This window comes from Citrobacter sp. Cf125, from assembly GCF_030333935.1.
In the GTDB taxonomy this organism is placed as follows: domain Bacteria; phylum Pseudomonadota; class Gammaproteobacteria; order Enterobacterales; family Enterobacteriaceae; genus Citrobacter; species Citrobacter freundii.
In genome coordinates this window covers 106475-128861 of record NZ_JAOWEY010000024.1, presented here as the reverse complement: position 1 = coordinate 128861, position 22387 = coordinate 106475, and the positions used below count along the sequence as shown (strand labels likewise).

Annotated in this window: 16 protein-coding genes; 10 read left to right on the top strand and 6 right to left on the bottom strand. The window is 52.9% G+C overall.

Annotated elements, in window-relative coordinates:
* Positions 1 to 87: 87 nt before the first annotated feature.
* Complete coding sequence (gene ampD, locus OGV89_RS14920; RefSeq protein WP_003018719.1) at positions 88 to 651, top strand: 1,6-anhydro-N-acetylmuramyl-L-alanine amidase AmpD; 564 nt, start codon at positions 88 to 90, stop codon at positions 649 to 651.
* Positions 648 to 1502 carry a beta-lactamase regulator AmpE gene (gene ampE, locus OGV89_RS14915; RefSeq protein ID WP_003845752.1) on the top strand — a complete coding sequence of 285 codons (855 nt, stop codon included), beginning with the start codon at positions 648 to 650 and terminating at the stop codon, positions 1500 to 1502. The genes ampD and ampE overlap by 4 nt, the downstream gene beginning before the upstream one ends.
* A 92-nt stretch (positions 1503 to 1594) precedes the next feature.
* Here the strand turns inward: ampE and OGV89_RS14910 are convergent, their stop codons facing one another.
* From OGV89_RS14910 to aroP, 3 genes are all read right to left on the bottom strand, one after another.
* Positions 1595 to 2545 carry a glycoside hydrolase family 43 protein gene (locus OGV89_RS14910; protein WP_213354397.1) on the bottom strand — a complete coding sequence of 317 codons (951 nt, stop codon included), beginning with the start codon at positions 2543 to 2545 and terminating at the stop codon, positions 1595 to 1597.
* Complete coding sequence (locus OGV89_RS14905; protein ID WP_003845756.1) at positions 2545 to 3951, bottom strand: glycoside-pentoside-hexuronide (GPH):cation symporter; 1407 nt, start codon at positions 3949 to 3951, stop codon at positions 2545 to 2547. The genes OGV89_RS14910 and OGV89_RS14905 overlap by 1 nt, the downstream gene beginning before the upstream one ends.
* A 157-nt stretch (positions 3952 to 4108) precedes the next feature.
* Entirely contained in the window at positions 4109 to 5482 is a 1374-nt protein-coding gene (gene aroP / locus OGV89_RS14900; RefSeq protein WP_085951556.1) for an aromatic amino acid transporter AroP, read from the bottom strand.
* A gap of 564 nt (positions 5483 to 6046) precedes the next feature.
* On the opposite strand from aroP, the gene pdhR reads away from it, so the two are divergent.
* From pdhR to traT, 5 genes are all read left to right on the top strand, one after another.
* On the top strand, positions 6047 to 6811 hold the full coding sequence (pdhR, locus tag OGV89_RS14895) for a pyruvate dehydrogenase complex transcriptional repressor PdhR (RefSeq protein ID WP_003018699.1): 765 nt from the start codon (positions 6047 to 6049) through the stop codon (positions 6809 to 6811).
* Positions 6812 to 6974: 163 nt separating this feature from the next.
* Positions 6975 to 9638, top strand: coding sequence for a pyruvate dehydrogenase (acetyl-transferring), homodimeric type (gene aceE, locus OGV89_RS14890; RefSeq protein ID WP_003845758.1), 2664 nt, complete (start codon positions 6975 to 6977; stop codon positions 9636 to 9638).
* 14 nt (positions 9639 to 9652) lie between these two features.
* Positions 9653 to 11542 (top strand): pyruvate dehydrogenase complex dihydrolipoyllysine-residue acetyltransferase, encoded by a 1890-nt coding sequence (aceF, locus tag OGV89_RS14885; RefSeq protein WP_003018689.1) that lies wholly within the window; start codon positions 9653 to 9655, stop codon positions 11540 to 11542.
* Positions 11543 to 11717: 175 nt separating this feature from the next.
* The gene (gene lpdA / locus OGV89_RS14880; protein WP_003018686.1) at positions 11718 to 13142 is read left to right on the top strand and encodes a dihydrolipoyl dehydrogenase; all 1425 of its coding nucleotides are present in this window, start codon (positions 11718 to 11720) and stop codon (positions 13140 to 13142) included.
* 194 nt (positions 13143 to 13336) lie between these two features.
* Positions 13337 to 14068 (top strand): complement resistance protein TraT, encoded by a 732-nt coding sequence (gene traT, locus OGV89_RS14875; RefSeq protein WP_003837465.1) that lies wholly within the window; start codon positions 13337 to 13339, stop codon positions 14066 to 14068.
* A 63-nt stretch (positions 14069 to 14131) separates the two neighbouring features.
* On the opposite strand, the gene OGV89_RS14870 is transcribed toward traT, so the two are convergent.
* A complete protein-coding gene (locus OGV89_RS14870) occupies positions 14132 to 14926 on the bottom strand; it encodes a DUF2950 family protein (RefSeq protein ID WP_137348072.1) in 795 nt (264 codons plus the stop codon).
* Positions 14927 to 14936: 10 nt separating this feature from the next.
* Positions 14937 to 16526: a DUF3300 domain-containing protein gene (locus OGV89_RS14865; RefSeq protein ID WP_286558867.1), complete on the bottom strand. Its 1590-nt coding sequence runs from the start codon at positions 16524 to 16526 to the stop codon at positions 14937 to 14939.
* Between the two features lie 448 nt (positions 16527 to 16974).
* Here OGV89_RS14865 and acnB point away from each other — a divergent pair, with 448 nt between their 5' ends.
* Positions 16975 to 19572 (top strand): bifunctional aconitate hydratase 2/2-methylisocitrate dehydratase, encoded by a 2598-nt coding sequence (acnB, locus tag OGV89_RS14860; protein WP_286558865.1) that lies wholly within the window; start codon positions 16975 to 16977, stop codon positions 19570 to 19572.
* 174 nt (positions 19573 to 19746) lie between these two features.
* Positions 19747 to 20109 carry a protein YacL gene (gene yacL / locus OGV89_RS14855; protein WP_003018670.1) on the top strand — a complete coding sequence of 121 codons (363 nt, stop codon included), beginning with the start codon at positions 19747 to 19749 and terminating at the stop codon, positions 20107 to 20109.
* Positions 20110 to 20142: 33 nt separating this feature from the next.
* On the opposite strand, the gene OGV89_RS14850 is transcribed toward yacL, so the two are convergent.
* Positions 20143 to 20490 carry a YacC family pilotin-like protein gene (locus tag OGV89_RS14850; RefSeq protein WP_003018667.1) on the bottom strand — a complete coding sequence of 116 codons (348 nt, stop codon included), beginning with the start codon at positions 20488 to 20490 and terminating at the stop codon, positions 20143 to 20145.
* A 153-nt stretch (positions 20491 to 20643) separates the two neighbouring features.
* On the opposite strand from OGV89_RS14850, the gene cueO reads away from it, so the two are divergent.
* Positions 20644 to 22263, top strand: a complete 1620-nt coding sequence (cueO, locus tag OGV89_RS14845) for a multicopper oxidase CueO (protein ID WP_003837475.1) — start codon at positions 20644 to 20646, stop codon at positions 22261 to 22263.
* Positions 22264 to 22387: the final 124 nt, after the last annotated feature.

The window sequence follows — 22387 nt, the reverse complement described above, 5'->3', positions numbered from 1 at the left end:
GATAAAACTCCAAATTGCTAACGAATCATAAGGTGGAAACATGCTACCCTGAACCTGATATGAGCACCACCAATAAGGAGATTCTGCATGTTGTTAGACGAGGGCTGGCTGGCAGAGGCGCGACGCGTTCCCTCTCCGCATTACGATTGCCGCCCGGATGACGAAAACCCTTCTCTGCTGGTGGTGCATAATATCAGCCTGCCGCCCGGCGAGTTTGGCGGCCCGTGGATAGACGCGCTGTTCACTGGCACGATTGATCCCAACGCCCATCCTTATTTTGCCGGAATCGCCCATTTGCGCGTTTCGGCCCATTGTTTAATTCGCCGTGATGGTGAAATCGTGCAGTATGTCCCCTTTGATAAACGCGCCTGGCATGCCGGCGTCTCGAGCTATCAGGGCCGTGAACGCTGTAATGATTTCTCAATTGGTATTGAGCTGGAAGGGACGGATACGCTGGCCTATACCGACGCGCAGTACCAGCAACTAGCAGCCGTGACCAATGCCCTGATTACGCGTTATCCGGCTATTGCTAACAATATGACAGGACATTGCAATATTGCGCCCGAGCGTAAGACCGATCCCGGGCCCTCATTTGACTGGGCAAGGTTTCGCGCCCTGGTCACCCCCTCGTCGCACAAGGAGATGACATGACGCTGTTTACAACATTACTGGTGTTGATTGTTGAACGCCTGTTTAAGCTGGGTGAGCACTGGCAGCTTGATCACCGGGTTGAAGCTTTTTTCCGCCGGATTAAGCATTTCTCGATGATGCGTACGGTAGGCATGACTCTTATTGCGATGGGAGTGACGTTTCTGCTACTGCGCGCACTCCATGGGCTGCTGTTTAACGTGCCCTTGCTGGTGGCGTGGATCTTAATTGGCCTGCTGTGCATCGGCGCTGGCAAGACGCGTCTTCATTATCATGCCTATCTGAACGCGGCGGCTCGCGATGACGCTCACGCCCGTGAGGCGATGGCCAGCGAATTGACGCTGATTCATGGCGTGCCGCCGGACTGCGATGAGCGTGAGTTTTTGCGTGAACTGCAGAACGCGCTGTTATGGAACAACTTTCGCTTTTATCTGGCGCCGTTATTCTGGCTGATCGTCGGTGGTCCGTGGGGACCGGTGACGCTGGTGGGTTATGCTTTTTTACGTGCCTGGCAGTCCTGGCTGGCGCGCTATCAGACGCCGCATCAGCGTCTGCAGTCGGGTATCGATGCGATCCTGCATGTGCTGGACTGGATCCCGGTGCGCCTGGCGGGCGTGGTCTATGCGCTGTTAGGACACGGCGAGAAAGCGCTACCGGCCTGGTTTGCCTCGCTTGCGGATATGCATACTTCGCAATATCAGGTGTTGACGCGTCTGGCGCAGTTCTCGCTGGCGCGCGAACCTCATACCGATAAAGTCGAAACGCCAAAAGCGGCTGTTTCTATGGCGAAGAAGACCTCGTTTGTGGTGGTGGTGATTATTGCGTTGCTGACCATTTATGGGGCATTAGTATAGCGTTGTGCCGGATGGCGCTAACGCTTATCCGGCCTACAATGGAAAAACGTGTAGGCCCGGTAAGCGTTAGCGCCACCGGGCAGTGCAACGGTTTAGTTCGTATCAGCAGGCGGGATGCCAAAATCTGGCATGCCGTTTTCGTCCCAACGCACGAGCTTCAGACGAGTGTGGCGGTTTGGGTCGTACAGCGGATCGCCCTCGATTTCGGTGTAATTTCTCGCGTGATACACCAGCACATCTTCACCTTCTGGCGTTTGCGTAAAGCTGTTGTGTCCTGGCCCAAACTGGCGGTTTTCATAGCTGGTGGTAAAGACCGGGCGCGGTGATTTGTGCCAGTTCTGCTGGTTGAGCGGATCTGCGTCTAAGTCAATCCACAATAATCCCATACAGTAGTTCTCATCGGTAGCGCTGGCGGAATAGCTGATAAACAACTTGTCGCCGTGAACCATGACGGCAGGACCTTCGTTGACCCAAAAACCCCGGCATTCCCAGTCATATTCAGGATGGCTTAGCATGACCGGCTCGCCTTTAATCGTCCATGGATTTTCCAGTTCTGCGAGATAGATATTGGAGTTTCCGTCGATATCGGGCGATTTCTGCGCCCATAGATACCACTGTTTTCCCTGATGGTTAAAGGTGGTGGCATCGAGCGCAAAGGTATCAAACTGCGTTTTAATCTGACCTTTCTCCGTCCACTTTCCGGTCAGCGGATCGGTGTCGGCACATTCGAGCGCAAACATGCGATGCTGGAACATCCCCAGCTTGTCGAGCGACTGTGTGTGGGTGGCGGCAAAATAGATGTACCACTTGCCTGCCAGATGATGGATTTCGGGCGCCCAGATGAGTTGGCTCATGGGGCCGCTTTCTGGCTTGCGCCAGATGATAACCGGGGCGGCAGTGCGCAACCCTTCCAGCGAGTCGGCCCGGCGTATCTCCAGCCGGTCATATTCAGGTACTGAAGCAATGAAATAGTAGTGGCTACCGTCACGTAAGATAAACGGATCGGCACGCTGTTCAATAAAGGGATTTGGCCACTGATTCATTAGGCTTTCCTTACGGTTTCAGTCGTTTTTATATCGTGGTATTCATTCAGTTCACGGTAGTTGGCGCGGCGCTTTTCTAAATCTGTCTGGATTTGCTGCATAAACTCGCGGTCAACTTTCAGCAGACGAACCACGCCTGCAGTAATCAGGTAGCCTGCGCCCGGTATGATGGTAAACAGCAGCATAATACCGTTAATGGCGGAATCGCTTTGCGTTTTCGCCCCAGCGTCGTAGCCGTACCAGGAGAGCAGGAAGCCAACCATCGCTCCGGCAATCGCCAGGCCCAGTTTCAGGAAGAACAGGTTGCCGGAGAAGCTGATTCCGGTGATACGTTTACCGGTTTTCCACTCGCCGTAGTCATCGACATCCGCCATCAGCGACCAGTGCAGCGGGGATGGGATCTGATGCAGGATGTTGAGCAGGAAGTAGAGCACCATAATCATCATGGTGGCTTTCGGATCGAAGAAGTAAAACGCGGCGGAGAAAATCGCCAGGATGATATTGGTCCAGAAGAACACTTTCAGTTTGCACCAGCGATCGGTTAACACCTTCGCCAACATGCTGCCGATCATCATGCCTACAACGCCAAGGCTGATAAACAACGTCGCAAATTGTGTACTCTGCTGCATAACCCAGGTCACGTAGTACATGGTGGCAGCCATGCGAATAAAACCCGGACAGACGTTGCACAAGGTTAATAGCAGGATTTTTACCCATTGATCGTTCTTCCATACGTCTTTCAGATCGGCTTTTAAATCGTCATTGGTCTGGACAGCAGGGCGTACACGTTCACGGACGGTTGCAAAGCAAAACAGGAACATACACATGCCGATGAAGGCCAGTACCGCCATCGCCATTTGATACCCTTTGGCTTTGTCTTCCCCGCCGAACCAGTCGGCCATGGGGAGCAGGGTAAGGGAGAGCAGCAGAGTTGCAATTCCTACCAATACAAAGCGATATGACTGGCAGGCGACGCGTTCTTGCGGATCGTTGGTGATGACGCTGCCGAGAGAGCAATAGGGGATATTGATCGCCGTATAGGTAATTGAGAGCAGGAAATAGGTAACAAAGGCATAGATAACTTTGCTGTTATATGTCCATTCTGGGGTGGTAAACATCAGTACGCTGAATAATGCGTACGGGAAAGCCATCCACAAAAGCCATGGACGAAATCTACCATATTTGCTGCGGGTGCGGTCGGCCATTGCGCCCATTATAGGGTCGGTAACGGCATCGATAACGCGTACTGAGAGCAGTAATACGCCGACCAGTGCAGGCGCGAGTCCAAAAATGTCTGTGTAAAAATAGTTAACAAACAACATGATGGCGCCAAAGATGATGTTGCATCCGGCGTCGCCCATTCCATAGCCAATCTTTTCTTTCACCGTGAGCTTACTGGTTTCCATCAACTGCACTCCATGAATGAGATATGGAGAGAATTATTGTCTGGTACCGGTGTTTTTGCGTTGCAGGATAACGCCGCTGATATGGACTAAACAGTCGTGAGTGGGAAAGTGTGAGGCAGGTAACAACCCCCACCTGGCGCAGGTGGGGGAGGAAAAATTAATGTGCTTTAACCGTGCCGGCCGTTTTCTGTTTGAACAGGTAACCAATGCCAAGAATAGCAATCCATACCGGGATTAAGTACACCGAGATCGCCATGCCCGGCGTCATCAGCATAATCACCAGTACTGCAGCCATGAAAATCAGGCACACCCAGTTACCCAGCGGATAGAGCAGCGCCGGGAAGCGGGTGGTAACACCCTGCTGCTGTTTGGCTTTGCGGAACTTCATGTGCGCAAGGCTAATCATTGCCCAGTTGATCACCAGTGCGGAAACTACCAGCGCCATCAACAGGCCAAAGGCAGATTCTGGCGCCAGGTAGTTGATCAGCACGCACAGAGCCGTCACCAGTGCGGAAACCAGAATGGTGTTCACCGGCACGCCGCGCTTGTCGACGTTCATCAGCGCTTTCGGCGCATTGCCCTGCTGTGCCAGACCGAACAGCATACGGCTGTTGCAGTACACACAGCTGTTATAGACAGAAAGGGCAGCAGTCAGCACCACGATGTTCAGGGCATTAGCAACAAACGTGTCGCCCAGCTCGTGGAAAATAAGGACAAACGGGCTGGTATCAGCCGTAACGCGCGTCCACGGCATCAGGGAAAGCAGAACCGCCAGCGAACCCACATAGAAAATCAGGATACGGTAGATAACCTGGTTGGTTGCTTTGGGAATGCTTTGCTCCGGGTTATCCGCTTCTGCTGCGGTGATCCCAACCAGCTCCAGTCCACCGAAAGAGAACATGATAATCGCCATCATCATCACCAGACCGGTGAAGCCATGCGGCAGGAAGCCCCCCTGGTTCCACAAGTTGCTGACGCTGGCCTGCGGCCCGCCGTTGCCGCTGAACAGCAGCCAGCCGCCGAAGATGATCATCGCGACGACAGCAATGACTTTAATAATGGCGAACCAGAACTCCATCTCACCAAACACTTTCACGTTGGTCAGGTTAATGGCGTTGATAATCACGAAGAAGGCTGCAGCAGAGGCCCAGGTTGGGATCTCCGGGTACCAGAACTGGATATATTTACCGACTGCAGTCAGCTCAGCCATGGCAACCAGCACGTACAGTACCCAGTAGTTCCAGCCAGAGGCGAAACCCGCGAAACTGCCCCAGTATTTATAAGCAAAGTGGCTAAAGGAGCCTGCTACCGGCTCTTCAACCACCATTTCACCTAACTGACGCATAATCAAAAAGGCGATAAAGCCGGCAATAGCGTAACCCAGAATAATACCCGGTCCTGCAGACTGGATAACGGATGCGCTACCGAGGAATAACCCGGTACCAATCGCGCCACCCAGCGCGATTAGCTGTATATGGCGGTTCTTAAGACCGCGCTTGAGCTGATCGCCATGCTGTTGACTTTCCATCATGAAACCTCGTGTGTGGTTTTACTCTTCATATTTCGAGTACTTATTTTTTGAACTACGCAGCAATGCGTGTGTAAGTTTGCAATTCCGTTTGTTGTATTAATTTGTTTACAGATGCTTTTGATAAAATGTTGCCTTAATACTTTTGTCTTGATCAGAATAATGATATGCGAGCGCGAATGCACCTGCTTTATGCGGGGAAGATGACGAGTTGAATAAAAAGAAACCATTTGTAAATGCGAGTTTATCTACCACAAAATTTCCATTTTGAATTTCTATTCATTAATAGTGGTTTAAGTATCGATAAATAAGCAGGTGAATCGGTTCAGATGAGATAATTTTTCGTTTCAATTCCGTTAAAACTACCTCGAGGTGGGTAAATTTAACATTTGTGCATAGTTACATGTTTGAAACGTTATTTCTGTAATGTTGTTAAAATATGCCTCCTTTACTGATTTCAATCAAAACCTGTATGGACAGAAGGTGAATACTTTGTTACTTTAGCGTCAAGAACATGAAATTGGTAAGACCAATTGACTCCGGGCAAATGGCTTAAGACAGGAAATCATGGCCTACAGCAAAATCCGCCAACCAAAACTCTCCGATGTGATTGAGCAGCAGCTGGAGTTTTTAATTCTTGAGGGGACGCTTCGCCCCGGAGAAAAACTCCCACCGGAACGCGAGCTGGCAAAACAGTTCGACGTCTCCCGCCCCTCCTTACGCGAGGCGATCCAACGCCTTGAAGCGAAGGGGTTACTGCTTCGTCGTCAGGGCGGTGGCACTTTTGTTCAGAGCAGCCTGTGGCAGAGCTTTAGCGACCCACTGGTAGAGCTGCTCTCCGACCATCCTGAATCCCAGTTTGACCTGCTTGAGACGCGCCATGCGCTGGAAGGTATTGCAGCTTATTACGCTGCACTGCGCAGCACGGATGAAGACAAAACGCGTATCCGTGAACTCCACCATGCGATCGAGCTTGCTCAACAGTCCGGCGATCTTGACGGTGAATCTGATGCAGTACTCCAGTATCAAATTGCTGTCACCGAAGCGGCACATAATGTGGTGCTGCTCCATTTGCTAAGGTGTATGGAGCCGATGCTGGCCCAGAACGTTCGGCAAAACTTCGAATTGCTGTATGCGCGTCGTGAAATGCTGCCACTGGTTAGCAGTCACCGTACCCGTATTTTTGAAGCAATTATTGCCGGGAAGCCGGAAGAGGCGCGTGAAGCGTCCCACCGTCACCTGGCGTTTATCGAAGAGATTCTGCTGGACAGAAGCCGTGAGGAAAGCCGTCGTGAACGCGCCTTACGCCGTCTGGAGCAACGAAAGAATTAGTGATTTTTCTGGCAGAACGTTAACCAGAAGATGTTGTAAATCAAGCGCCATATAAAGTGCGCGGCAACTAAACGCAGAACCTGTCTTATTACGCTCTCTGGCGAGAACGTAATGGGACAGGTTCCAGATAACTCAACGTATTAGATAGATAAGGAATACCCCCATGTCAGAACGTTTCCCAAATGACGTGGATCCGATCGAAACTCGCGACTGGCTACAGGCGATCGAATCGGTCATCCGTGAAGAAGGTGTTGAGCGTGCTCAGTATCTGATCGACCAACTGCTTTCAGAAGCCCGCAAAGGCGGCGTGAAAGTAGCGGCAGGTGCAGGGGCCAGCAATTATGTAAACACTATTGCCGTTGAAGATGAACCGGAATACCCGGGCAATCTGGAGCTGGAACGTCGTATTCGTTCTGCTATCCGTTGGAACGCCATCATGACCGTACTGCGCGCGTCTAAAAAGGACCTCGAGCTGGGTGGCCACATGGCATCCTTCCAGTCCTCCGCAACGGTATATGATGTTTGCTTCAACCACTTCTTCCGTGCACGCAACGAGCAAGATGGCGGCGATCTGGTGTACTTCCAGGGTCACATCTCTCCGGGCATCTACGCACGCGCATTCCTGGAAGGTCGTCTGACTGAAGAGCAGATGAACAACTTCCGTCAGGAAGTACATGGCAAAGGCCTGTCTTCCTACCCGCACCCGAAACTGATGCCAGAATTCTGGCAGTTCCCGACCGTATCTATGGGTCTGGGCCCAATCGGTGCTATCTACCAGGCTAAATTCCTGAAATATCTGGAACACCGTGGTCTGAAAGATACCTCTAAACAAACCGTTTACGCCTTCCTGGGCGACGGCGAGATGGATGAGCCAGAATCAAAAGGTGCGATCACCATCGCGACCCGTGAAAAACTGGACAACCTGGTCTTTGTTATCAACTGTAACCTGCAGCGTCTTGACGGCCCGGTAACCGGTAACGGCAAGATTGTTAACGAACTGGAAGGCATCTTCGCGGGCGCTGGCTGGAACGTTATCAAAGTCATGTGGGGCGGTCGTTGGGATGAGCTGCTGCGTAAAGACACCAGCGGTAAACTGATCCAGCTGATGAACGAAACCGTTGACGGCGACTACCAGACCTTCAAATCCAAAGATGGCGCATATGTACGTGAGCACTTCTTCGGTAAATACCCGGAAACCGCAGCACTGGTTGCTGACTGGACTGATGAGCAGATTTGGTCTCTGAACCGCGGTGGTCACGATCCGAAGAAAGTTTACGCTGCACTGAAAAAAGCGCAGGAAACCAAAGGCAGAGCAACTGTAATCCTGGCCCATACCATTAAAGGTTACGGCATGGGTGACACCGCTGAAGGTAAAAACATCGCTCACCAGGTTAAGAAAATGAACATGGACGGCGTGCGTTATATCCGCGACCGTTTCAACGTTCCTGTGACCGATGAGCAGGTTGAAAACCTGTCTTACATCACCTTCCCGGAAGGTTCTGAAGAGCACACTTATCTGCACGCTCAGCGTCAGAAACTGCATGGCTACCTGCCAGCTCGTCAGCCGAACTTCACCGAGAAGCTGGAACTGCCGGCTCTGGAAGACTTCGGTGCGCTGCTGGAAGAGCAGAACAAAGAAATCTCCACCACTATCGCTTTCGTTCGTGCCCTGAACGTGATGCTGAAGAACAAGTCGATCAAAGATCGTCTGGTTCCGATCATCGCTGATGAAGCACGTACTTTCGGTATGGAAGGTCTGTTCCGTCAGATCGGTATCTACAGCCCGAACGGTCAGCAGTACACCCCGCAGGACCGTGAGCAGGTTGCTTACTATAAAGAAGACGAGAAAGGTCAGATCCTGCAGGAAGGTATCAACGAACTGGGTGCTGGCGCATCCTGGCTGGCGGCTGCGACCTCTTACAGCACCAACGATCTGCCGATGATTCCGTTCTACATCTACTACTCCATGTTCGGGTTCCAGCGTATCGGTGACCTGTGCTGGCAGGCCGGCGACCAACAGGCTCGTGGCTTCCTGATTGGTGGTACTTCCGGTCGTACGACGCTGAACGGTGAAGGTCTGCAGCACGAAGATGGTCACAGCCATATTCAGTCTCTGACTATCCCGAACTGTATCTCTTACGATCCGTCTTACGCGTACGAAGTTGCGGTCATCATGCACGATGGTCTGGAGCGTATGTACGGTGAGAAACAAGAGAACGTTTACTACTACATCACCACGCTGAACGAAAACTACCACATGCCGGCAATGCCAGCAGGTGCCGAGGAAGGTATCCGTAAAGGTATCTACAAACTCGAAACCCTCGAAGGTAAGAAAGGTAAAGTTCAGCTGCTGGGCTCCGGTTCTATCCTGCGTCACGTCCGTGAAGCAGCACAGATCCTGGCGAACGACTACGGTGTAGGTTCTGACGTTTACAGCGTAACCTCCTTCACTGAACTGGCGCGTGATGGCCAGGATTGTGAGCGCTGGAACATGCTGCACCCGATGGAAACTCCGCGCGTTCCGTACATCGCTCAGGTGATGAACGACGCTCCGGCAGTAGCATCTACTGACTATATGAAACTGTTTGCCGAACAGGTTCGTACTTATGTACCGGCTGATGATTATCGCGTACTGGGTACTGACGGTTTCGGTCGCTCTGACAGCCGTGAAAACCTGCGTCACCACTTCGAAGTTGATGCTTCCTACGTGGTTGTAGCGGCCCTGGGCGAACTGGCTAAACGTGGCGAAATCGATAAGAAAGTGGTTGCAGACGCAATCACCAAATTCAACATCGATGCCGATAAAGTTAACCCGCGTCTGGCGTAAGAGGTAAAAGAATAATGGCTATCGAAATCAATGTACCGGACATCGGGGCTGATGAAGTTGAAATCACCGAGATCCTGGTCAAAGTGGGCGACAAAGTTGAAGCTGAACAGTCGCTGATCACCGTAGAAGGCGACAAAGCCTCTATGGAAGTTCCGTCTCCTCAGGCTGGTATCGTTAAAGAGATTAAAGTCTCTGTTGGCGATAAAACTGAGACCGGCAAACTGATCATGATTTTCGATTCCGCCGACGGTGCAGCAGCAGCTGCACCTGCTCCGGCAGAAGAGAAGAAAGAAGCGGCTCCGGCAGCAGCACCTGCTGCTGCGGCGGCGAAAGACGTACACGTACCGGACATCGGCGGCGACGAAGTTGAAGTTACCGAGATCATGGTTAAAGTGGGCGACACCGTTGCGGCTGAACAGTCTCTGATCACCGTTGAAGGTGACAAAGCGTCAATGGAAGTTCCGGCACCGTTCGCAGGTACCGTTAAAGAGATCAAAATCAACACTGGCGACAAAGTGTCTACCGGTTCCCTGATTATGGTCTTCGAAGTAGCGGGCGCAGCGCCTGCTGCTGCACCGGCTCAGGCGGCTGCTCCAGCAGCAGCGGCGGCTCCGGCTGCTTCCGGCTCGAAAGAAGTTAACGTACCGGATATCGGCGGTGACGAAGTCGAAGTCACTGAAGTGATGGTTAAAGTGGGCGATAAAATTGCCGCTGAGCAATCACTGATCACCGTTGAAGGCGATAAAGCGTCAATGGAAGTTCCGGCACCGTTCGCGGGCACCGTGAAAGAAATCAAAATCAGCACCGGCGACAAAGTTAAAACCGGTTCTCTGATTATGGTCTTCGAAGTCGAAGGCGCAGCACCTGCAGCCGCTCCAGCACAAGCAGCTGCTCCGGCTCCGGCCGCAGCACCAGCGCCTGCGCAAGCCGCAGCTCCGGCCGCGAAAGCGGAAGGCAAATCTGAGTTTGCTGAAAACGACGCTTACGTTCATGCAACACCGCTGATTCGTCGCTTGGCGCGCGAATTCGGTGTGAACCTGGCGAAAGTGAAAGGTTCTGGCCGTAAAGGTCGTATCCTGCGTGAAGACGTTCAGGCTTACGTGAAAGACGCTATCAAGCGTGCTGAAGCGGCTCCGGCTGCAGCAGCAGGCGGCGGTATCCCGGGCATGCTGCCTTGGCCGAAAGTGGACTTCAGCAAGTTTGGTGAAATCGAAGAAGTGGAACTGGGCCGTATCCAGAAAATCTCTGGTGCTAACCTGAGCCGTAACTGGGTGATGATCCCGCACGTTACTCACTTCGATAAGACCGATATCACCGATCTGGAAGCGTTCCGTAAACAGCAGAACGCCGAAGCTGAAAAACGTAAACTGGACGTGAAATTCACCCCAGTAGTCTTCATCATGAAAGCCGTTGCCGCAGCTCTGGAACAGATGCCGCGCTTCAACAGCTCCCTGTCTGAAGACGGTCAGCGCCTGACCCTGAAGAAATACATCAACATCGGTGTAGCGGTTGATACTCCGAATGGTCTGGTTGTTCCGGTCTTCAAAGACGTGAACAAGAAGAGCATTACCGAGCTGTCTCGTGAACTGACCGTGATCTCCAAGAAAGCGCGTGATGGCAAGCTGACTGCTGGCGAAATGCAGGGCGGTTGCTTCACCATCTCCAGCATCGGTGGCCTGGGTACTACCCACTTCGCGCCGATTGTGAACGCGCCGGAAGTGGCTATCCTCGGTGTCTCCAAGTCCTCTATGGAGCCAGTGTGGAACGGTAAAGAGTTTATGCCGCGTCTGATGATGCCGATTTCGCTCTCCTTCGACCACCGTGTAATTGACGGTGCGGATGGTGCGCGCTTTATCACCATCATCAACAACATGCTGTCTGACATTCGCCGCCTGGTGATGTAAGCGAAAAAGCCGGCCCGACGGCCGGCTTTTTTCTGGTAATCTCATGAAGTCAGTGAGGTTATTGTGCGAAAGACAAATCGGTTGCCGTTTGTTGTTTCAAAATTGTTAACAATTTTGTAAAATACGGGCGGATAGAACGACCCGGTGGACGACGGGTATAAATTAAGAGGTCATGATGAGCACTGAAATCAAAACTCAGGTCGTGGTACTTGGGGCAGGCCCTGCAGGTTACTCTGCTGCCTTCCGTTGCGCAGATTTAGGTCTGGAGACCGTCATCGTAGAACGTTACAGCACCCTCGGTGGTGTTTGTCTGAACGTCGGCTGTATCCCTTCTAAAGCGCTGCTGCACGTAGCAAAAGTTATCGAAGAAGCCAAAGCGCTGGCTGAACACGGTATCGTTTTTGGCGAGCCGAAAACCGATATCGACAAGATTCGTACCTGGAAAGAAAAAGTTATCACTCAACTGACTGGCGGTCTGGCTGGTATGGCCAAAGGCCGTAAAGTGAAAGTGGTTAACGGTCTGGGTAAATTTACCGGGGCGAACACCCTGGAAGTTGAAGGCGAAAACGGCAAAACCGTAATCAACTTCGACAACGCGATCATCGCGGCGGGTTCCCGTCCGATCGAACTGCCGTTCATTCCGCACGAAGATCCGCGCGTGTGGGACTCCACTGACGCGCTGGAACTGAAAACTGTTCCTAAGCGCCTGCTGGTTATGGGCGGCGGTATTATCGGTCTGGAAATGGGTACCGTGTACCATGCACTGGGTTCAGAGATCGACGTGGTTGAAATGTTCGACCAGGTTATCCCAGCTGCCGACAAAGACGTGGTTAAAGTCTTCACCAAGCGCATCAGCAAGAAATTCAACCTGATGCTGGAAACCAAAGTGACCGCCGTTGAAGCGAAAGAAGACGGTATCTACGTTTCCATGGAAGGCAAAAAAGCCCCTGCCGAAGCTCAGCGTTACGATGCTGTGCTGGTAGCTATCGGTCGTGTACCGAACGGTAAAAACCTCGACGCGGGCAAAGCTGGCGTTGAAGTTGATGACCGTGGCTTCATCCGCGTTGACAAACAGTTGCGCACCAACGTGCCGCACATCTTTGCTATCGGCGATATCGTCGGTCAGCCGATGCTGGCGCACAAAGGTGTTCACGAAGGTCACGTTGCCGCTGAAGTTATCGCCGGTAAGAAACACTACTTCGATCCGAAAGTTATTCCATCCATCGCGTACACTGAACCAGAAGTTGCATGGGTTGGCCTGACTGAGAAAGAAGCGAAAGAAAAAGGCATCAGCTACGAAACCGCCACCTTCCCGTGGGCTGCTTCTGGCCGAGCTATCGCTTCTGACTGCGCAGACGGTATGACCAAACTGATTTTCGACAAAGAATCTCACCGTGTGATCGGTGGTGCGATTGTCGGTACCAACGGCGGCGAGCTGCTGGGTGAAATCGGTCTGGCGATCGAAATGGGCTGTGACGCTGAAGACATCGCGCTGACCATCCACGCTCACCCGACTCTGCACGAGTCCGTTGGTCTGGCAGCTGAAGTGTTCGAAGGTAGCATCACCGACCTGCCGAACCCGAAAGCGAAGAAAAAGTAATCTTCCCGCTTTTGTGAAAACGCCTCTTCGGAGGCGTTTTTTTTCCCGAAAGCTACCAGTTCTGGTAGTCATCTTATTGATATCTCCACTAAAAAAAATTGCGCAACTGCCGATACTTTTTTCGCCATTGTGTGGCTACTGGCCGCGCGGTTAAGAGGCTCTGGACTCTCTATTACACGAAAAAAGGAAAATACATGTCTTTAAAAAAAATCGCGGTTGTTGGCATGATTGTCGCGACAATGACACTGACCGGTTGTGGCGCGATGACCACCGCCGTTAAAAAACGTAACCTTGAAGTGAAAACGCAGATGAGTGAAACCATCTGGCTGGAGCCTTCCAGCGAGAAGACCGTCTACATTCAGGTAAAAAATACCTCTGACAAAGACATGAGTAACCTGCAAACTCTGCTGGCAAATGACCTGTCCGCGAAAGGTTATAAGGTGACCAGCTCACCAGACAGCGCTTATTACTGGGTACAGGCGAACGTATTGAAAGCGGACAAAATGGATCTGCGTGAAGCTCAGGGCTTCCTGAAAACGGGTTATGAAGGTGCCGCGATGGGCGCAGCGTTGGGTGCGGGGATTACCGCCTACAATAGCAACTCCTCTGGTGCGGCGCTGGGTGTTGGTATCGCGGCGGGGCTGATCGGCATGGCTGCGGATGCGATGGTGGAAGATGTAAACTACACCATGGTCACTGACCTGCAGATCTCTGAACGCAGCAAAGCGAAAGTGACAACGGATAACGTTGCGGCGTTGCGTCAAGGGACATCCGGTATCAAGTTGCAAACCAGCAGCGCGCAAGGCGATCGTGCAAAATATCAGACTCGCGTCGTGTCTAATGCTAACAAAGTGAATCTGAAGTTCGAAGAAGCGAAGCCGGTTCTGGAAGCTCAGTTGGCGAAATCTGTCGCTAACATCCTGTAATTTGCTGTGGGTTGCCGGGGGGCGACTACGCCTTACCCGGCCAACTTATCTTTCGAATTGGTATCAGGGCGCTACGGGCTGCCAGGTTTTATCCGGATGGAATGTGGTTAACACCTGTGCTTTTTGCTGAGAATCAACGCCGAGATCGGCCTGATAGACTTTATCATCACCGTTAATCATAAAACTCATCACGCCGGTGTGATCATAGCTAACAGGCCAGGCCACCATGGCAAAACCGCTGGTTTTGTCGGGAAGGATACGAAAATGATAGCCGTGATAGCCCGTGCCAGGTTCCTGTGGACTAAAGGCCGGACCGAGCGGGCTTGGCGCTTCGCCGGGCGAAACAGGCCAGTACAGACCATCCTTTTTCCCTTCAGAACTGACAATCTTTTGCGCGTATTTCTGGTTCATCGCAAAATAGCTCTGCTGGGCGTCTACATAAGCGTGTAACGCCTCGATAGCCGCGAGTTCGTTACGTCCAATCTCACGGGTCAGGATCTCTTCGGCCGCTTCCTTGATATCAAATTGCCAGCCTGAAGCGTTTTTGACGACCGGGATTGGCAGTTGCCAGTCGCTATCCCCGACCACCAGATGCGCGGTATTGCCGTCGACAACGGTATTATGGCGAACCTTCCAGTCGCGCAGGAAACGATCAACCGCATCAGGATCGACGCCTTCTGGCGGTAGAAAATCACGCCAGTTTTCCCCGAGCAGGTTGCTCATTGCACTTTCATTTTGCTCACTAATCGCGTTTGCCAGCGCATCGGTCGCCTGGTCTGGTGTGCTGAAGGATTGTTGTGCCATCGCGGCAGCCGAAACCATGAACAACACAATTCCACTGAGTAGTTTATTTTTCATGTCGGTTCCCTTAACGATGACGGAATTCACGGTGTTCAGCACGCCCGCCAGAAGGCTGGCGCGATGGCTGATTACGGGCGACCTGCCGGCTCTGTGCCCCCCGCTGTTGCTGCGCCTGCCAGTTGGCGGAGCGACTGTCGTTCCCGCTCAGCGCATTGGCGCGTGGCTGGCTGGTCCGTTGTTGAAGATTGCGCTGCTGCGCCGGTTGCGTGACCCGTTTCTCCTGTCGCTGGGCGACTGCCTGACGATTCTCACGTTGCTGTGTGCTTGTCCGTTTCGCGGTTTGCGGTTTGGTATCGTAACCACGGTAGTTATTACGTTGGGAAATTTGCTTCAGCTGTTGGCTGGATGCCTGACGCTGGGCGTCTTTCGTGCCCGTACGCGCCGTCTGCGGGAATGTTTTTCCCGTTGATTTTTCCATTTGGCTCATCGCAGCCTGGCGTTGGCTATCACGGTTGACCGGTCTTTGCTGGGTTGAACTTAAACCTGTAGCCGTGTTAGTGGAGTGGAAGCGGTTATTGAGCTGGTTATTTGGGTATGGCACACCCTCACGATAGGCCGGGTTGTGCTGCCAGGTACGGTTGGCGTCTGTCAGTCGTTGCCCACTGATTTTATTAAAGTTATCAACGTTAATATTGATGTTGTTATCACCATTACGGTTATAGCCGCCATGGTTATCCCAGTCATCATTATGATGGTGATCGTCGTCGTCATCCCAGTCGATGTTGCTGAAGATGGCATAGGTTGTGGCAACACCGAGGCTGAAGCCTAAACCATTAACGAAGCTGTTACCAAACTGCTCACCGGGCGTTGGCGGCAGATAGGTTGGCGGATAGGCGGTGTTCGGCCAGGTACCGTAAACCGTATTCGGGTTATAGGTAGGAACGTACACCACCTGCGGATCGGCGGATTCAATTTTGATTACCGTTGGGCTTGTTGAGGCGGTCGTGGCTGTTGTGGTCGCTGAACTGGTCGTCGACTCGCTGGTGACGGTTTTAGCCGGCGCCGCTTTGGTCACGGTGGTGACTGTCTGCTGCGGTGTCGATTGCAACGCACCGGTCTGTTGCGCCAGTGCACGCAGGCGTTGAACGGAATCCATAACATCTTTTGGCTGCGCAAGGAAAGCATCGCCCAGACTTTGTACCCACGGCGGATTTTCACCCATCAGCGACATCAACTGAGGAAAGGCGACCAGCGATTTCACGCTGGGATCCCAGGGCTGGCTGGCAACGGCCTGAATGGCGGCATCGCCCTGCATTTTGGGATTGTCTTTTGACCACTGTGCGGCCTGGATGACGTTAGCCGGATAGGTTGAGGCCATCAAAATTTGCGACAGCAGCGAGTCTGGATAGAGTGCGATAGGTGCAACCCACTGATCGATTTGTGCTGCCGAGTAGGTTGGTGCCACGACGGGCGCTGTTTGGTCGGCCGGGGCAGGGGCCGCTACGGGCGCTGGAGCCGGTGCTGACGGTTGCTGTGCAACGGGGGCCGGAGCTGCAGGCTCCATAGCACGACTTTTAACGAACATCACGCCTGAGGCGGCAAACAGCCCGACACTGCACAAAAGGACAAGCAGATGTGGCTTAAGGGGCAACTTCATAAAATGACTCCAACGAGACAAGCGCTGTGCCGTGAGGCGTTCCTGTTGCCGCGAGTATTATTCACCCGTGTTAGACAGTTTTGACTTTTATTGGGGATTCACCCGGTAGGTCCGGAAAAAGAGTGTGAGGATTTATTACACAATTATATCTGATGGCTGAAAAGTCGCTGGAAAATTCAGCATCTCGCGCTTGAAAATCAACCGTTTCAGGGTGGTTTTAGGTAGCCTGAATTGCGTTCCTCCTTGCCGCTACACCATTCTTAACGATTCAGCCAATTTTTTATGTTGCTTTTTTGTAAACGGATTAACACTTAATGAAAATCCTGTTATTGTGCCTTATGCGGTACCGGGCATTTACCCTACTAACTACTGTCTCACAGGAGCGTGAAGAGAATCGCCCATCTACAAAAGCGCCGCATTATGACAATGAGAGCGAGGAGATATCGTCGTGCTAGAAGAATACCGTAAGCACGTAGCTGAGCGTGCTGCCCAGGGGATTGTGCCAAAACCTTTAGACGCAACCCAAATGGCCGCACTTGTCGAGCTGCTGAAGACCCCGCCTGTGGGCGAAGAAGAATTCCTGTTAGACCTGTTGATCAACCGTGTTCCTCCTGGCGTAGATGAAGCCGCTTATGTTAAAGCTGGTTTTCTCGCTGCCGTCGCGAAAGGCGACACCACCTCCCCGCTGGTTACCCCAGAAAAAGCCATTGAACTGCTGGGCACCATGCAGGGTGGTTACAACATTCATCCGCTGATCGACGCGCTGGATGACGCCAAACTGGCACCGATTGCCGCCAAAGCGCTCTCTTCAACGCTGCTGATGTTCGATAACTTCTACGATGTGGAAGAAAAAGCCAAAGCGGGCAACGAATATGCGAAGCAGGTAATGCAATCCTGGGCTGATGCCGAATGGTTCCTGAACCGTCCGGCTCTGGCTGAAAAAATCACCGTTACCGTCTTTAAAGTGACCGGTGAAACCAACACCGATGACCTTTCTCCGGCACCGGACGCATGGTCCCGCCCAGATATCCCGCTGCACGCGCTGGCGATGCTGAAAAACGCCCGTGAAGGTATCGAACCGGATCAGCCGGGCGTAGTTGGCCCGATCAAACAGATCGAAGAATTGCAGAAAAAAGGTTACCCGCTGGCTTATGTGGGTGATGTTGTCGGTACCGGTTCTTCGCGTAAATCCGCGACCAACTCCGTGCTGTGGTTCATGGGTGACGACATTCCTCATGTGCCGAACAAGCGCGGCGGCGGCCTGTGCCTCGGCGGCAAAATTGCACCTATCTTCTTCAACACCATGGAAGATGCGGGCGCACTGCCGATTGAAGTGGACGTGTCGAACATGAACATGGGCGACGTGATTGACGTTTACCCGTTCAAAGGCGAAGTACGCAACCACGAAACAGGCGAACTGCTGGCCAGCTTTGAGCTGAAAACCGAAGTCCTGATCGACGAAGTACGTGCTGGTGGTCGTATTCCGCTGATCATCGGTCGTGGCCTGACCACCAAAGCGCGCGAAGCGCTGGGTCTGCCGCACTCAGACGTCTTCCGTCAGGCGAAAGACGTGGCGGAAAGCAGCCGTGGCTTCTCCCTGGCACAGAAAATGGTTGGCCGCGCCTGCGGCGTGAAAGGTATCCGTCCGGGCGCGTACTGCGAACCGAAGATGACCTCCGTGGGATCTCAGGATACCACCGGCCCAATGACCCGTGACGAACTGAAAGACCTGGCGTGCCTGGGCTTCTCAGCTGACCTGGTGATGCAGTCCTTCTGTCACACCGCTGCCTATCCGAAGCCGGTGGATGTCAATACGCACCATACGCTGCCAGACTTCATCATGAACCGTGGCGGTGTCTCCCTGCGTCCGGGCGACGGCGTTATCCACTCCTGGCTGAACCGTATGCTGCTGCCGGATACCGTAGGTACCGGTGGTGACTCCCATACCCGTTTCCCTATCGGGATCTCCTTCCCGGCAGGTTCTGGTTTGGTGGCGTTTGCTGCAGCGACCGGCGTGATGCCGCTGGATATGCCGGAATCGGTACTGGTGCGCTTCAAAGGTAAAATGCAGCCGGGTATCACTCTGCGTGACCTGGTTCACGCCATTCCGCTGTACGCGATCAAACAGGGTCTACTGACCGTTGAGAAGAAAGGTAAGAAGAACATCTTCTCTGGCCGCATCCTTGAAATCGAAGGTCTGCCGGATCTCAAAGTGGAGCAGGCGTTCGAACTGACCGATGCTTCCGCAGAGCGTTCTGCTGCGGGCTGTACCATCAAGCTGAACAAAGAGCCGATCATTGAGTATCTGAACTCTAACATCGTTCTGCTGAAGTGGATGATCGCGGAAGGCTACGGCGACCGTCGTACGCTGGAACGTCGTGTGCAGGGCATGGAAAAATGGCTGGCGGATCCGCAGTTGCTGGAAGCCGACGCTGACGCAGAATACGCGGCGGTGATCGACATTGACCTGGCTGACATCAAAGAACCAATCTTGTGTGCACCGAACGATCCGGACGACGCGCGTCTGCTGTCTGACGTACAGGGTGAGAAGATTGACGAAGTGTTCATCGGCTCCTGTATGACTAACATCGGCCACTTCCGTGCCGCAGGTAAGCTGCTGGATGCGCGCAAAGGCCAACTGCCGACACGTCTGTGGGTGGCTCCGCCAACCCGTATGGATGCGGCACAGCTGACCGAGGAAGGTTATTACAGCGTGTTCGGTAAGAGCGGTGCGCGTATCGAAATTCCAGGCTGCTCTCTGTGCATGGGTAACCAGGCGCGTGTTGCCGACGGCGCAACGGTGGTCTCGACCTCTACTCGTAACTTCCCGAACCGTTTAGGTACCGGGGCAAACGTCTACCTGGCTTCTGCGGAGCTGGCGGCAGTTGCGGCGCTGATCGGCAAACTGCCGACAGCGGAAGAGTATCAGACCTATGTGGCGCAGGTGGATAAAACTGCCGTGGATACTTACCGTTATCTGAACTTCGACCAGCTGTCTCAGTATACGGAGAAAGCCGATGGTGTGATTTTCCAGACCGCGGTGTAATGCGCTAACGCGTTTTGTGTAAAAACACATCAATGCCCGGAGAAGTCTGCTTCTCCGGGCATTTTTATTTCTATTCCTTATACCCACTACGCTTTTTTTCTGCCGCGCTGCTGCGATAATTACAGCAAGGCGCGATGCGGTATTGGCGCATTGCCGGGAGTAGAGGAAGACATTATGGATTACGAATTTCTGCGCGATATTACCGGGGTGGTAAAAGTGCGTATGTCCATGGGCCACGAGGTGGTGGGGCACTGGTTTAATGAAGAAGTGAAAGAAAACCTGGCCTTACTTGATGAAGTGGAGCAGGCGGCGCGTGCGGTTAAGGGCAGTGAGCGCTCCTGGCAGCGAGCAGGGCATGAATACACGCTCTGGCTGGATGGCGAAGAAGTGATGGTTCGCGCTAATCAGTTGGAGTTCTCTGGAGATGAGATGGAAGAGGGGATGAGCTATTACGACGAAGAAAGTTTTTCACTTTGTGGTGTAGAGGACTTTCTTCAGGTTGTGGCGGCATACCGCGAATTTGTGCAACAGCGTTAATTCATGCGGAGCCAGCGGGCTCCGCTATGTCTGTTACTTCACGTACGCCAGCAGGCTTAAAGAATCACGCGCCAGTGCTTTGCATTTCTTTGCCGTGGGGATGCCGATACCGCTGAGATCGCGGTAGCTGTCTTCACCCAGCGCTTTCATATTGAAGGTGTCGTAATTACTCAGATCCCACTGGTTTTGCTGGGCAAAAAAGACCAGTGCGCGACGGATCTGCCCATTAGGCAAATTCTGGTATCCACAGTCATTTTTCAGAAAAACAAAAACTGCCGTTAAATCGGCCATATCTTCGGCTTCGGACTCGCTGAGCGCGTAGCTGTTTGCGCATACGGCCATCAGGCTACCGAACAAAACTGTTCTGAAAAACGTCTTCATTGCTTCTACCACTGCATCACGGAATTTAAACGTTAGCATACTGCGAGCGAAGCGACGACCTTTATTATTAGCCGTTCACTTGACCTTCCCGTAAGGGGAAGGCTTATGCTTAAAAGATAGCCTGCTTAAGCTGCTGAATATAAGGAAGTGAGAATGCAACGTCGTGACTTTTTAAAGTACTCCGTGGCACTGGGTGTCGCGTCAGCGTTACCTCTGTGGAGCCGGAGCGTATTTGCCGCCGACCGTCCCGCCTTACCCATTCCTGATCTGTTAACCGCCGATGCTTCGAATCGCATCCAGCTGATCGTGCAAGCCGGGCAGTCAAACTTTGCCGGTAAGACGGCCACGACCTGGGGATATAACGGCAATCTGCTCGGACCTGCGGTCAAGCTGAACAAAGGGCAATCGGTGAACGTGGATATCCATAATCAGCTTGCCGAAGAGACGACGTTGCACTGGCACGGGCTGGAAATCCCTGGTGAAGTCGACGGTGGGCCGCAAGGCATAATCCCGGCGGGCGGGAAACGTTCAGTGACCTTCACGCCGGATCAGCGCGCGGCAACCTGCTGGTTCCACCCTCATCAGCATGGAAAGACCGGTCATCAGGTAGCGATGGGGCTGGCCGGACTGGTGCTGATTGAAGACGAAGAGATTCGCAAGCTGATGCTGCCTAAGCAGTGGGGAATTGATGATGTGCCGGTAATTATTCAGGACAAACAGTTCTCTGCTGATGGGCAGGTTGATTATCAACTGGACATCATGACCGCCGCAGTCGGCTGGTTTGGCGATACGCTGCTGACCAATGGGGCGATTTATCCTCAGCATGCCGCACCGCGCGGCTGGCTGCGCCTGCGTCTGTTGAATGGTTGTAACGCGCGCTCGCTGAACATTGCGGCCAGCGACAATCGTCCTTTGTACGTCATTGCTAGCGACGGTGGACTGTTGGCGGAACCGGTAAAAGTGACCGAGCTTCCTATGCTGATGGGCGAGCGCTTTGAAGTGCTGGTGGATGTCAGTGACGGCAAAGCTTTTGATCTGGTAACTCTGCCAGTCAGCCAGATGGGGATGGCAATTGCGCCATTTGATAAGCCGCACCCGGTGATGCGTGTTCAGCCGCTGCTGATTACCGCTTCCGGCACGCTGCCGGATACGCTGACATCCATGCCATCGCTGCCGTCACTGGAAGGTCTGACGGTGCGCAAGCTGCAACTGTCGATGGATCCGATGCTCGATATGATGGGCATGCAAATGCTAATGAAGAAATTCGGCGGTCAGGCCATGGCTGGTATGGATCATGGAAAGATGATGGGCCATATGAATAATGACAATATGGACCACGGCAATATGAATCATGGCAATATGAACCACGGTGAGATGGGGAATATGCAGCATGGCAACATGGGCAACATGAAGCATGGCGGATCGTTTGATTTCCATAATGCCAACCGGATTAATGGTCAGGCGTTTGATATGAATAAACCGATGTTTGCCGCGGCAAAAGGGCAGCATGAACGCTGGGTGATTTCTGGTCAGGGCGACATGATGCTGCATCCGTTCCACATTCACGGCACGCAGTTCCGCATTCTGTCTGAGAATGGCAAAGCGCCTGCCGCACACCGTGCGGGATGGAAGGACACGGTGCGGGTAGAAGGCGGCGTGAGCGAGGTATTGGTTAAGTTTGACCATGACGCGCCAAAAGAGCATGCCTATATGGCGCACTGCCATCTGTTAGAGCATGAAGATACCGGGATGATGCTCGGCTTCACCGTCTAAAAAAATCGCGCTGTGCTTATCCGGCCTACAGAAATCTCTCGTAAGCCGGATGAGACACAGTCTCTTTACAGCGTTTCATCGCACGACTCCCTCCTCCTGCTAATTCTGCTATTGCACATAAAGT